The organism is Luminiphilus syltensis NOR5-1B (assembly GCF_000158175.1).
Taxonomy (GTDB): domain Bacteria; phylum Pseudomonadota; class Gammaproteobacteria; order Pseudomonadales; family Halieaceae; genus Luminiphilus; species Luminiphilus syltensis.
Window position 1 is genome coordinate 237420 of the sequence record NZ_DS999411.1, and the last position, 14064, is coordinate 251483.

General features: G+C 57.7%; 9 protein-coding genes and 1 rRNA gene. 2 read left to right on the forward strand and 8 right to left on the reverse strand.

The genetic code is table 11. The features are described 5' to 3' along the window. Positions 1-34: 34 nt before the first annotated feature. Positions 35-964 carry a glutathione S-transferase family protein gene (locus tag NOR51B_RS01010; RefSeq protein WP_009020988.1) on the forward strand — a complete coding sequence of 310 codons (930 nt, stop codon included), beginning with the start codon at positions 35-37 and terminating at the stop codon, positions 962-964. A 79-nt stretch (positions 965-1043) separates the two neighbouring features. Beyond that, positions 1044-2972 carry an outer membrane protein assembly factor BamB family protein gene (locus NOR51B_RS01015; protein ID WP_154647568.1) on the forward strand — a complete coding sequence of 643 codons (1929 nt, stop codon included), beginning with the start codon at positions 1044-1046 and terminating at the stop codon, positions 2970-2972. Positions 2973-3315: 343 nt separating this feature from the next. Here NOR51B_RS01015 and NOR51B_RS01020 read toward each other — a convergent pair whose 3' ends face one another. The 8 genes from NOR51B_RS01020 to rrf all read right to left on the reverse strand — a co-directional run bounded on the left by NOR51B_RS01020 (position 3316) and on the right by rrf (position 13904). Next, entirely contained in the window at positions 3316-4419 is a 1104-nt protein-coding gene (locus NOR51B_RS01020) for an NAD(P)-dependent alcohol dehydrogenase (protein ID WP_009021452.1), read from the reverse strand. Positions 4420-4529: 110 nt separating this feature from the next. Beyond that, positions 4530-6059 (reverse strand): acetyl-CoA acetyltransferase, encoded by a 1530-nt coding sequence (locus tag NOR51B_RS01025; RefSeq protein WP_009019714.1) that lies wholly within the window; start codon positions 6057-6059, stop codon positions 4530-4532. Continuing rightward, entirely contained in the window at positions 6060-6845 is a 786-nt protein-coding gene (locus tag NOR51B_RS01030; RefSeq protein WP_050759386.1) for an enoyl-CoA hydratase-related protein, read from the reverse strand. 60 nt (positions 6846-6905) lie between these two features. After that, positions 6906-9332: a CaiB/BaiF CoA transferase family protein gene (locus NOR51B_RS01035; protein WP_009021655.1), complete on the reverse strand. Its 2427-nt coding sequence runs from the start codon at positions 9330-9332 to the stop codon at positions 6906-6908. A 193-nt stretch (positions 9333-9525) separates the two neighbouring features. Continuing rightward, positions 9526-9957 (reverse strand): nuclear transport factor 2 family protein, encoded by a 432-nt coding sequence (locus NOR51B_RS01040; RefSeq protein ID WP_009019885.1) that lies wholly within the window; start codon positions 9955-9957, stop codon positions 9526-9528. Between the two features lie 241 nt (positions 9958-10198). Beyond that, positions 10199-12466 (reverse strand): TonB-dependent receptor, encoded by a 2268-nt coding sequence (locus NOR51B_RS01045; protein ID WP_009019532.1) that lies wholly within the window; start codon positions 12464-12466, stop codon positions 10199-10201. A 245-nt stretch (positions 12467-12711) separates the two neighbouring features. Then, entirely contained in the window at positions 12712-13194 is a 483-nt protein-coding gene (locus NOR51B_RS01050; protein WP_009020201.1) for an FKBP-type peptidyl-prolyl cis-trans isomerase, read from the reverse strand. A gap of 594 nt (positions 13195-13788) precedes the next feature. Further along, positions 13789-13904: ribosomal RNA gene (gene rrf, locus NOR51B_RS01055) — 5S ribosomal RNA — on the reverse strand. Between the last annotated feature and the right edge of the window lie 160 nt (positions 13905-14064).

Here is a 14064-nt window from a genome sequence, read left to right on the forward strand (position 1 = left end):
CGCAACACGACCGCAGGCAGCAGTGGAATAGATCATGACCCAACCCATTCTTCACCACCACGATCCTTCGCCCTTCGCCGAAAAGGCGCGGTTAATCTTTGGCTTAAAGGCCCTCGGCTGGTACTCGGTTGAAGTGCCCATGGTTATGCCCAAACCAGAGCTCACCGCACTTACAGGCGGTTATCGAAAAGCGCCCGTCATGCAGATCGGCGCCGACATCTACTGCGATACACGCCGTATTGCATTGGAGCTGGAGCGACGTTTCCCAAACCCCAGTCTTTTCCCCCACGGTGCTAAAGGTGCGGCACTCGCGCTGGGCTTCTGGGCCGACACCGCGCTGTTCCATAGTGGTGCGACGCTGTCGATGGGAACCAACGATGCAATCCCGGAGGTGGTACTCAAGGACCGCCTGGCGTTTTTTGACTTCATGTCCGAGAGCGATTTAAACGCGGCACCCGACCATTTTTACAGTCAGTTCTGCAGCGGCCTGAGACAACTGGAAGATATGCTCGCCGACGGTAGGCAGTGGCTACTGGGGGATGAGCCGGGGTGGGCCGACTTCGCCTGCTTCAGCCCGGTGTGGATGTGTCGCGGCAACATCAAGGGTGGGGAAGACATACTGGCATCACTGCCTCGGGTCGTGGATTGGGAAGCGCGGGTCGGGACAATCGGGCACGGTACCCGAACCGGCCTGGATGCCAAGCAAGCCCTCGAAATCGCCCACAACAGCACTAGCGAGACCGAGCCAAATGTTTCAGATACCCGCTGGCCAAAACTGAATGTGGGTACCCGCGTCAGCGTTGCGCCGGATGACTACGGTATGGACCCGTGTATTGGTACACTTCGGGTGCTCAACGACGAGGAAATCGCAGTAACCCGACACCTCGAGACAGGCAATGAAGTGGTGGTGCATTTCCCACGGTTTGGTTATCGGGTAATCGAGTACACTGGTGACAGCGCGTAATACCGCGACCGTCAAATAATAAAAACCGCCGTCAGCAAAACGCTGCCGCGCGAACCAAAGATCCAATATCGGAGGGATCATGCCAAAGAGTCGGTTCACACAGGGTTCTAAAACAACAGGTCATGTCCCATTGCGCTTCCGCCTTGGTCGCTCATTGCAAACCCTGACGATGACACTAGCGGTATCGATAACCGGTACCGCCGCGTGGGCGGATAACGAGACGCCCGCCGCGGATGGCAAACTCCTTTTCGATATGCACTGCGCCAAGTGCCACGGCGGCTGGACGCCGGACTTTGCTTATCCGAAGGAGTTTCTTCAGGGTCTGCCAGCGCACTTTATTCATGCGACATTAACCGAAGGTGCCATGCGTCGTCAGGGTGATGCCATGACGGCGGACGAACGCCAGACAGTAGCGGAATACCTCTCGGGAGGTTCGATAGCGACACCGCCCCCGGAAGTCTCGCCCACGTGTTCCGACACCACCGTCAGCGTCGGAGCGATTGCTGTTGCCGCCTGGGGTATTAATGCCCGCAATGAGCGCGCTTTCAGCGCCAGCACCACCTCTATCAACGCAGACAATGTAGCGCAGCTCGAGCTGGCCTGGGCGATTCGGGTACCCGACGCCTTCCGCGCGCGATCGCAGCCGGCGGTGGCCCACGGTAATCTTTTCTTTGGCACGCAGAACAATGGTGTTGTGGCAGTCGATGAAAAAACAGGCTGTGTCCGCTGGGAGTTCGATACCGTCGCCGAGGTGCGTACCGCCATCGTCGCGGACCCCGATCCGGAAACGCCCTACCTTTACTTCGGTGATATCGGTGGCAACATTTACGCGATCGATGCGCTGTCCGGTAAGCTGGTCTGGAGAGACCAGCCCAACGCGCACCCATTGACCCTCGTCACGGCGGCACCTGCATTACACGATGGCAAGCTGTACGTATCGGTATCATCAATTGAGGTCGGCGCGGCAGCAGATCCGAGCTATGAGTGCTGTGACTTCCGGGGTGGCGTAACCGCCTACGAAGCCAGCACCGGAACCCGACTCTGGCAGACCCATACCATCCCGGAGGAACCGCAGCCGGTGGGCGACGTGATCGCGGGCAAGCGCATTCTCGCCCCATCCGGTGCGCCGATTTGGAACACACCCAGCATCGATGCCAAGCGTAATCGTCTCTATGTCGGTACCGGAGAAAATTACTCGTCTCCTGCTGAAGGTCACAGCGATGCCATCATTGCCATGGACCTGACCACAGGCGAGGTCGCCTGGGTACAGCAAATGACCGAAAAAGATGCCTGGAACGTCTCCTGCGAACTGGAAATAGACGTTAACTGCCCTGAAGAAGACGGACCCGATTATGATTTTGGCGCGGCCACAATCGTGCACACCCGCTCCGATGGAAAAGACGTGGTGCTGGCGGGCCAGAAGTCAGGACAGGTATACGCGCTGGATCCCGACAACGGTGGCGATATCCTCTGGGAGAATAAGCTCGGACGTGGTGGCATTCAGGGTGGTGTGCATTTTGGCATGGCCGTCGACAATGACGCTTTATACGTACCCATGTCGGACTTCTACGGTGGGCCGCGCTGGCCCGGTGAGGCGCAACCCGGCATGTTCCGGGTCAATACACTGACTGGTGAAACCGAGTGGTTTACCAAACATGAAAACAACTGTGAAGGCCGCAAGTATTGTGAGCCCGGAATCTCCGCACCCGCTACGGCGATTCCCGGCGCGGTGGTCGCGGGCGCCATGGACGGCCTGCTCAGGGCATACGATGCGGAAACGGGCGAGGTCATCTGGAGCTTCGATACCGACCGGGATTTCGAAGCGCTTGGCGGACATACCGGTGACGGCGGCTCGGTCAGCGGCGCTTCCGGCCCCGTGTTCGTGGACGATATGATGTACATCACCTCGGGCTATGGCCTCTACCAACATATGGCCGGTAACGTGCTACTGGCTTTCAAATTACGAGGAGCCGACGAAACTGTAGCCCAGACCAATCCTGGCAACTGATGCTGCAGTAATCAGTTAGCCATCGGCGGAGCTGCGCTTCCTTGGGGGTGCGGCTTTTTTTGTTTCATCGAGCATTAAAGGGATCGTCACTCTCCCGGGAAGGCTTCGCGTCTGACGTCGTACCAGGCTCGGGCGGCTCAGCCCTGGATTACTCGGGCTGCTCGCGTAGCTCCATCGGCAAGAGCGTATAAAACAACTCGCTCGCCGACGCTCGGGCAAACCGCTGACTAGCCACCTCAGTGGTCGCTGCAAGTACGGTCGAAACCATCCCTAATATGGCACTGTCTCACCGATCTCAAGACCTCGTGTGGTCGTCGGCGAATGGCGTCCAAAGCAGGTGACCTCAAGCAGGTCGCAAGACCGCTTTGAGCACCCTGCCGGACTCGGTGTCTGCCACCGCGCGCTGAATATCGGCCAGCGGGTAAAACGTGATCAGCCGATCGAAGGGAAAACGACCCTGCTGATACAGGTCCACCAATGTCGGTATAAAGAGGTTGCGATCGCTCTCGCCCTCGACAATCCCTTTTATGGTGCGCGTGGCCATGGTGGTCATGTTCAAACTCACCTCGGTGCCCAGGGGAGCGGCGCCGATAATGCCGCACACACCGGAGGGTATTAAACACTCAACGGCGGCCCGCAACACATCGGGCTTGCCCGTGCATTCGAGACTGAAATCAGCGCCGGTCGTTGTCAACTGACTGACCCGGGCCAGTGGGTCTTCCGGTTGTGGATCGATAACCGCGGTTGCACCCAGCTCTAGTGCCAGAGAACGCCGACTCGCCACCGGATCCACCGCGATAATCGTGCCGCACCCGACGAGATTCGCCGCCATAACGGCACTGAGACCGACGGAGCCCGCGCCAAAGATCACGATGCTGGAGCCCGCTCGGGGCTTCAAACTGTTGAGCACAGCGCCGGCTCCGGTCTGAATGCCACATCCTAGCGGACCCAGCAGCTCCAGGGGTGCATCGGAGGGCACCTTGACCGTGTTGCGTTCGTGGGCGATGGCGTGGGTGGCGAAACTACTTTGGCAGAAAAAGTGGCCGTACAGCGGCGCTTGCGGGTCCAACGCCGACACCGCAATCGAACCGTCGGGGCGACATCCTGAAAAATTGCGAGCAAAAAAGTCGAGGCAATAGGCCGGTGCCCCTTTCAAACAATTCTGGCATTCGCCGCAGTTCTGGTAGCTCAGTACCACATGATCGCCAGGACTGACCCTGGACACCGCCGAGCCAACCGCCTTCACCACCCCGGAGCCCTCATGGCCCAATATGCAGGGCGTCGGCACCGGTATGCCCTGGTCACGACACACCAGGTCCGTGTGACAGACACCACAACCCGCTATTTCAACCAGTACCTCGTCAGCCCTGGGATCAGCGAGCTGAAAGTCCCTGCACTGAAAAACACCACCCGGCTCTTCAATCACTGCACCTATCGCTTTCATCATGCTACGTCCTAATTCATTGATCAATGTCTGGACCCTGCCCCTTGGTCCGGCAGGCTTATCGCTCCACGGTCACGGCTTCTCCGACGCCGTATCGGCCCTCGGAGGCACTATCAACCAAAGGTAAAGGTGGTCTTTTCATCGCCGGCAACCCTGCCGAGCAGACCCATTGCATCCTCGACTTCGAGTTTTTCAAGGGTTGCAGCATCACCCGCCTCCACAACCGCAATGCACCGCTCGCCACTGTCCCTGAGCCTGGCGATGACCACCGCGCCCGTTGCCTTGCCTCGAGAATAGCGGACCGAATAGGTCTCGATAGTCGCAGGGCCCCTCGGCTTTTCGGCAACGGGCTCGTCGGGAATCCCGTCGATTGTCGCCTGTATCACCGCCTTTTCGGGCAGCTGACAGGGGGCTGTTGATGGCAGTCCCGAGTAAACGCCTACCGCCTGCTTACTGAGGATGCCTCCGTTAGCGGTAATCAGACCCAGCGCCTTGCGATCGGAGCGAAGCCTGTCTACCACCTCGGCAATGGCGTGCAAGCTGTAGTCATTACCCGGGCCACCAAAATACGGCAGGCCCCCGGTCAAGGTGAGACGCGGGTGTTCACCCGCCTCCATGTCCAGTGCCTTCATCGCCGCCCCGACGGCAGAGGGAAAACAGCTGTAGATATCGATGTACTTGAAGTCTTTCGCGGTCACCTCGAGCAGCGGCAGCAAACAATCAAAAATGGCCTTGAGCGCTTCGGAGGCGGCAAGATCGCGCCGGCGGAGCAGGGTTTTTTCGGTCGCCTCAGCCCCGCCCAGCAGATAGACCCACTGGGACTCGGGTATACCCAGCGCCTTGGCCCTATCTACCGAGGTCATGATAGCGGCAGCACTTTGATTAACTTTCTCTCTTGCACAGAACTGCTTGCTGTACAGCGAGGTGACCGGGCTATCATCACCGGCCAAAGCCTCCGGATCGGCGATATGGGTAAACATGCTGAAGGGGTTGGCGCGGGCGGTTTCAACAAAATCCGCCATCAGCTGGGCCATGGCCTGCTGGTGCTCGAGGAGTGTGTGCCCACGCTGTTGCCGGGCGACGTTTTCAAACAAGGTGTAGGTCAGCGGCGCAAAATCCAGCACACCATGTTTAATCTCATGTGGCGTGGCCATTTCCGCGATACCCAGGCCACGGTCCTCGACATCATCGTCTACCGCCTCCGACCAGTCGGGGCTCAGGCCATTTTTGAGGGCGAACACCTCATTGGCGATGGCCTCGGCGCCCGCAAGCAGCACCACGCCGGTCTCACCCGAGCGTATTTTGCCGGCCATCTCGTTCACCAGCGCCTGGGGCACATTCCCACCCGCGGTGCTATGAATCACCGTGCGCGGGTTCGCGGCGAGCCGCTTCGCCAGACTTCGGGGCGGGTTGCTGGAAAAGCCGAACTGGCTGGCAAACTGCGGCGCCGAATCCGAGAAGGTCCGCACCCAGGCCACCGTATCAATGGCGTTGATAACGGCATCACCCGATTGCGTATCCCTTACCGCGAGGGTGGCCGCACGTTCGGCCAGATCCAGGGCAGAGAGCAAGTGATCCGGATTGGACTGATGCTCGGTGAACTGGCCCACGCCCACCAGAACCGGGGTGTTATCGGGCTCCATTTATCGGCCTTTCCATACCGGTTTTCGCTTTTCCACAAACGCAGTGGAACCCTCTTTTGCGTCTTCGGTGGACATGACACGCTGCTGGACAGCGGCGTTCATGTCGAGAAGCTCCGCCTCGGTCTTGTCATAAGTCTGCCGCGCCAGCTGCAAACTCTCCAACACCGAAATCGGTGCATTGGCCGCGATCTGCCTGGCCAGACCCATGGCTTCCTCAATGAGTTGATCGGCGGGCACCACGCGGTTTATCAGGCCGAGCTCATAGCCGCGCCGTGCGCTGATCGGTGCTCCGGTTGCAATCATTTCCATGGCGATCGCGCGGGGGATCGCACGGGGTAGCCGGTAAATGCCTCCCGCCAGCGCCGCCACTCCGACTTTCACCTCGGGCAGACCAAAGGTCGCGTGCTCAGCAGCAACCACCATATCCGCAGTCAAGGCAAGCTCCAGCCCCCCGCCCATGGCGGCGCCATTCACCGCCACAATCCAGGGTTTTTGGGGCTTCGCATTAACAAAGCCGGCAAAGCCCGCGCTGGGATGAACCAACTCTTGTCCACGACCTTCGGAGACCGTGCGTAGGTCCGCCCCGGCACAGAAAACGGTGTCCCCCGCTCCCGTGAGAATCGCAACCCGAAGTGATTCATCCTCATCGACGCGCTGTACCGCCTCATAAAGCGTTGCGGTGACTTCCGGACTGACGCTGTTACCCGCCTTGGTTCGGTTGATCGTGACCAGTGCAATACCGTGATCCTTTATCGCAAACACTACCTCTGGGGACGCTTCAGACACCCTTTTTCTCCTTTGACCGGTATTACCGGTGCTGTATTGACGGGGCTCTCGAATTAAAGACTAGGCCGGCACTTCCAGTGTCCCCGACTCCACCAAGCGATCGATATCCGAATCCGAAAGGGCCAGCAATTCACGAGCGATCTCACGAGTGTGCTGAAACGGCTCCGGTGCAGGTCGAATATCCGGTTCCGGTAGATCGCTATTACCCACCGGCCCGTTTTCGGTGAGTAAAGGTTCGGGTATCTGGGGTTGGTGCAGTTCGCGGAAAAACGATCGCGCCTGTAGATGAGGATCCGCGGGCAACTCATCGACGCGCAGCATTTTTGCCGCCGGTACCCCGATCGCCTGTAACCGCTGCATCACCGCTTCCGGAGATTGATTCCGGGTCCACGCCGCTGTCAGCTGATGGAGTTCATCCCGACACCGCCAGCGGGCCTCAATGCCTTCAAGATCGGTGCGCTGGCTCAAGGAATGATTATGCTCCAGAAGACCACAGAACTGCTGCCACTGCTCATCACTGTGAACTCCCAGGGCGCACCACTCATCGTCCCCTGCACACTGAAACACCCCGGCGGGCGCGGCGTATTCGCAGACCGTGTTTCCGGCGATCACAGAACCGGGAACCAGTGATTCGTGCAGAAAATACTCGGACATCCCGGTCAGGATCGCTTCGGCCTGGGACTGACTCACGACGCCGCCCAGACCGGTGTCCTGGCGACGCAACAGCAGGGCAAGAATCGCCGTCGCCGAGATCCGTGCTGAAAAATGATCCGGGAAGATCGTCACACCATCGCTGAAGCTTTGCTCTTCGTCGGGATATCGCCACAAACCGGTAAGGCCGGTAGCGGACCTCACCAATGGCCCGTACCCCATCGCCTTGGCCTGGGGTCCTGTATTACCCAATGCGCTGCTATCGAAAACCACAACGCCCGGGTTGGCTGCTTTCAGGACGTCATAGCCGAGACCCAGCGATTCCATGGTGCCGGGCTTAAAGTTGGAGAGTACAACATCAGACTGCTCCACCAGTGCCAAAAACAGCTCGCGTCCCTTTTCGCAACGCAGATTCAATCCGAGAGAACGCTTGTTACGACTCCCCTGGGCAAACGACACCGACATGACTTCACCGGTCAGAGATTGCCTGAGGCCATCGGGATATTGGCTGTTTTCCACCTTCACCACGTCAGCGCCCTGATCGGCAAAGAGCCGACCCAGTTCAGCGCCGGCGACGATCACACCCAGATCAAGCACCCGAATGCCCGCCAGCGGTCTGATGGCCTCCTCGGTACCCGAAGGCGCAGGCTTATGCTGCGCACTGTGGTTTTGCGATTGAAACTCTTCACCCAGCTCGGGTGCTTTCCGCCGGATACCCATGCGGCGGCCATTCAACTCCAAAAACCCGGTGGGACCGACGGCAAACGCCTCACCCTCGGTATTGCAGACGGGTGCGAACACACCCCGGGCGATGAAGTGCTCGTCGGACAAGACGTCCGAGGGCGACGCCACCACCGCAATGGGAATACCGCGCTCTAGACCTTCGCGGATAATGTCCGCTTTGGTTTTCGGCTTTAGTAGTTCAGCAATAAGCGCATTGACCTCATGAATCACCCCATAGCGAGCCTTGAGTCCGCCGTATTTTTCATCGGTGAAAGGATGATCGTCCCCCAGCCAGTGACTCATCGCCTGCCATTGCCGAGGATTCAACACACAGACCCGGACAATCCCGTCTCGACAGGGGAAGGTGGGGTACAGGGGAAATTTTTCTGGTCGCGCTCTCGGTGCCATCTCGGCCGCACTTCTGCCACCGGACGCGCTGCCGGTAACCCCCAGGGCCGGATCCAGAATCTGCGCTGTCGCCTCAAGAATGGAGAAGTCCAGGTGCTGGCCACGACCGGTCGCTGCACGCTGCCGCAATGCCAGAAGTGCCACCCATGCCGCCTGAATGGCCGCTGTTTCGTAGGCCAGCTTGCCCGGCGGCAATAGGGGGGGCTTGTCGCCGATCCCTGATCGGGCCAATACCCCTGCCAGGGCAAGGTGTACCGCATTGTCGCCGACCCAATCCCTGTAAGGGCCCGTGTGGCCAAAGTCCGAGATCGATAAAATGACAAGCGCTGGAAACCGTTGTCGCAGTAGCGAGATATCCAGGTCGCATGAAGCGAGGAATCCGGGGTTGGTGGCATTAATCAGCAGGTCGAACCCGGAAAGCAGATCGAGTAACTGCGTACGGCCATGGTCGGTGGCGGGGTCGATAACCCGGCTTTCTTTATTCGCGCCATGGGTCAAAAAATACAGGCTTTCCCCGCAAACCATGGGGCCGACACGTCGGGATGGGCTACCGCCGTCGGGCTCCGCCATAATGACGGTAGCCCCGAGGTCGGCCAGAAACCGACCGCACATATCCGTGCGCCCATCGGCAATCTCCAGTATGCGGAGGCCTGCGAGGGGTAATTCAAGCTCCTGTTCCTGTGTCGTCACTGCCTGTGTCGTCACTCTAGCGCCTCAACCTATTCTTAACTGCCCGTCGCTGATCAAGGTTTACCACAACCAGTGGTAACTTACGGTGGATAACCGGACTCCAGTGCCAAGTGACGTCGCCGCTACTCGCCAAAGAAACCCCGTAAGCCTAGAAGGAAATGGCGTGCACAATAATCGATATCGACCGATGACGTTTCGACCGTAATCTTCACGCCATATCGGCGCGATGAAAGGCCATATTGCCAACCAGGTCTGGGACAATACGCCGTTCTACAAAGCACCATTCGCTCTCCCTCAGGGCATAGGTATCGTAGTAAGTACCGATAAAAATCGCCTGCATGGGAAAGTCCGGGGGAACGCACTGCATCACCGTAATGCAACTGCGGGCCTCGGCTGTCGTGCTCCCCTCCTCCGCAAAAATCTGCACATTGGACATCAGATGCCGGGTTAGCGGCTTGCCCTCGTACAGCGTGACATTATCCAGTTGCGCCTTTACCTCATCGGCTCCTTGAGCCATCGACCCTTCGATGCCCCAGCTACCGTCACTGAATAGCGCCGCGCAACCCGCCAGATCACCTCGATCGATACTGTCACAATATTCTCGCATCAGCGCGAGTATTGCGGTCTCTTCCTTATTCATTGCTCAGTCCTCTAAAAAGCTTACAGACTCGACTTATCGCATTGAGGCGTTAGCGGCTTGCACTCGAATCACCGTGGCGGCCCCGATAATGACCACAACCTTGCACCCACAGTATCGGGCTTGTTCCCTCATTGATGTTCGCCGTTCCTGTTATTGGTAATCAGAAACAAAAAGCGCGCGGCACCTAAAGGGTGGCCGCGCGCTGCTTAGCGTTTACCTCGTAAGCCTAACGGCTAGGCGATTAATTGGCGCCGAAGTTGTAGGTCACCTCCGCACCATAGGTTCGCGGTGCGCGCGCTGACGCGTAGGCCCACAGACCCGATACGTTCAAACCGTGGGCCCAACCGTCTTCCTCGGTCAAGTTGCGGCCGAAGACACTCAAGACCAGCCCATTAATTGAGTAGTTCGCCGACAGATCGACGAAATGCTGATCGTCATTCTTCAGCTCGAGACGGTTACTCTGCTCAATGAAGTGTTCACCGAGGTAACGGTATGAACCACGGATTGACGCTTCACCATCACCAATTTCCCAAGCATAGGTCGCGCTCATGCTGCCAGTGAAATCGGGCGCGCGGCGGAAATCAAAGCCGCTGTTGTCGACCTCCTCGAAACCGTTGAAGAACGTGAAATCGTCGTACTCGGAATCGAGGTAGCCAATATTACCGCGCAGCGTGAGGTTTTCATTAATCAGCGCCTGCATCTCCAACTCAACACCCTGCATGGTCGCCGTCGCTGCGTTGAATACGGAAATCCTCTGTCCGGTTGAACCTTCGGACGGCAGGCCAATTTCCTCCTGCTTGTCCTCGTAATCCATATAGAACAGTGCGCCGTTCAAACGAAGGGTGCCGTCCATCCACTCGGTTTTGAAACCCAGCTCGTAGTTATCCACGAACTCTGGGTCGTAGGGAATTCTCGCAGAATCCTGCGAGTCCACGCGACCGTTGAAGCCTCCACTTCGATAGCCCTGTGCCCAGGTGGCGTAGAGCATCTTGTCATCGTCGATCTGATAACGCGCGCCGACTTTAGGCGTGAATTCGCTCCAGTCCGCGCTGGGGTCGTCGGGCCCGGTAGACAGGTTACCGCGCTGGCGCGATACCTTCTCGTCCTTGGTATAGCGGCCACCCAACGTCAAAGTCAGGCGATCGCTAAGCGCGTAATCGCCTTCGAAAAACAATGCCTGTGAGTCGGTGGTTTGCCGCGTGTCTTGTGGCGTATAGAAAATCGTGCCCGGTACGATAAACGTCACCCAACTGCGCAGGCGGATATCATAGCTAGAATCCCAGTGGTAGCCTCCGGCAACCAATTTCAGGCGACCACCATCATCGTACGTAAACCGCAGTTCGTGGCTCTCCTGCTTGTACTCGGCGGGGCGATCGGTGCCGAACAAGACTACAGGCTCAGCGGTCCAGTTGCTAACGATAGTCTCTTCGGTTTCGAATGTGCCGTAGATGTAATCCATTTGCAGTGCGTCCGTAATAGACCACCGGACGTCAAAGATGTGGGTCTCGGCATTAAATGTAGCCGGCGGGTCGACTTCCTCCAGGGTGTCGGTCGAATATAACGCCAGTGAACCTGGGTCGCGATCAACACCGAGCGGCTCGAAAATTTTGCGGTTGGTGTTGTAACGGTCGCCCGAACTGGGCACGGATACCGACTCAGCACAGAGGTCAAAAGCACCACAGAACAACGTATCGGGTTGTGCCATATTCACCAAGGGAGGTGTGTCCTGCACCGTTTCCTCATCGGTATAGGTATATTCGATCTCGAGGTTTTCGGTGGCATTCCACAGCAGATTGATGCCATAGGACTCATAATCGATCATGCCCTCGTCTTCGCCAGTACTGACATTGTCGAAGTAGCCGTCACTAAGATCGTTCTTGGCGCCACTAAGCTTGAGCGCCAGATTATCCGTAATACCAAAATTTACGACGCCATCGAGCCAGTAGTGACCAAAGTTGCCGTAACCGGCGCGGACCTTACCGCCAAGCTCGCCCGTTGGACGAGTGCGGTCGATATTGATCGTGCCGCCAATGGTGTTGCGACCGAAGAGCGTACCCTGAGGGCCGCGGAGTACTTCCACCGACGCGAGGTCAATGCTGCGCAGCAATGCCCCGCTGTTGGCACCGATAAACAGGCCATCGATCTGAACACCCACCGCCGGCTCGAAGTTTTTCTCAACATCAGCAACCCCGATACCGCGGATATACATCGCGGCGTTACCGCCGGGCCCCTGGGACGTGTCGTCAATAATCAAGTTGGGGGAGATAAAGGCTAGATCCTTGATATCGCGAGCAAACGTCGCTTCGATCTCTGATCCAGTCATCGCACTAACCGAGAGGCCAACATCCTGCAGGTTCTCAGTTCGCTTTCGCGCGGTAACCACGACTTCTTCAAGGCCGGCGCTCGCGTTGCTCGCTTCGTCGACCTGCGCCATGGCCACTTGTGAAACGGCAGCTGCCAGCGAACAGGTCGCGAACGCCAAAGAGGCGTTAAGGATTTTGTTTCTCATGTGTCGTCTCCAGATTTCATTTTTTTTTATGGGTGGGCGCCCATGAAATGGAACACCCCGCCACTCACGATGGTGGATTCGCGGATACTACCGCGTCAATTATAGGATTGGAACCAACCTTTTAATCCAGTTCAAAAAACGCGACAAAAGACCAACAAAGGTGTTTTCCATGTGCTCATTACAACTGCGGTAATGGGGGAGGCGGCATGCTCACAACACGCGTGGGGCAGATTCTCGCCGAATAATCAGTGTGCGTGCCCTCCGGGACCGTGTACATGCCCGTGCTCCAGCTCTTCGGCTGAGGCCTCGCGAACGTCCTTGATGGTGACGTCGAAGTGCAGCGTTTCACCGGCAAGTACGTGGTTGCCATCGATCTTCACGCTGTCATCGTTCGCCTCTTTTACGGTGACAAGCTGTGGTCCCTGCGCCGTTTGCGTTTGAAACTGCATGCCGGGTTCGATGTGCTCAATACCCTGGAACATCTCTCGCGGCACATCCTGGATGAGCTGCTCGTTGTAAGCGCCGTAGGCCTCCTCGGGTGGGATGATGGCCTCTACCTGGTCACCTTGCGCCTTATCCTCGAGCGCGGCTTCCAGGCCGGGAATCAGATTGTTGTGGCCGTGGAGGTAACTGAGAGGTGCGTCGGGTGCCGATTGGTCGATAACGTCGCCCGCATCGTTTCGTAGTGTGTAGTCGAGGCTGATTACTTTGTTGGATCCTACTTGCATGCAAAACCTTTTGGCTCGTCGAATGGGAATGGCCATGCTACGCGGATCGGGGGACTGATTCCATGGTAGTGGCCTTAGACCCAACACCACGTTGATCGCAGACTTGCCGTGTACGACCCAACCACCTGTGAGAAGCATGCAAGGTAGTCGATAAAAAGCCACCACCTTGCGGCTGAGGGTGTTTTTGTTTAGAAGCCTGGCGACAGCGTGCCCCTGTCTATGGGTATGACCTACAGTAGGAAGCGAGCAATGCTCGCTTTCCCTGCGGGACGCCTTCGGCGCCTAACCCTGGCACCTTCGGTGCATCGGGTTTCACATGACTGGGCTAGGCCCAGTCTTTACCGAGCAGAGAATCATCGCATCCAAAAAAAAACCCGGTCCTTTGGACCGGGTTGTTTTGTTTGAAGCCTGGCGCCTCTCGGCCTACGGCCTCGAGCCAGCCGCTCGCAGAGCTCGCGTCGTTCGTTGGCTCGCCGTATACGGCTCGAAACCCCAACTCACCCTACTCTCTCATGAGGAACCCCATGTGTGAGATATTCGAGGTATTAAACAAAAAACCCTCAGCCTTGCGGCTGAGGGTGTTTTTGTTTAGAAGCCTGGCGATGACCTACTCTCACATGGGGAAACCCCACACTACCATCGGCGATGCATCGTTTCACTGCTGAGTTCGGGATGGAATCAGGTGGTTCCAATGCTCTAATGTCGCCAGGCAAACTGGTATGACGGACAGAGTACCGCAGAGCGATACAAGACCCATCAAATAGGGTGGTAAATCAAGCTGAATCTTCACTAGTCGATAAAACTAGCGACACACAATGACTTGGTCACAACATCCGTTGTCTTCTTCACGCTTACGCGCAAAATAACTTG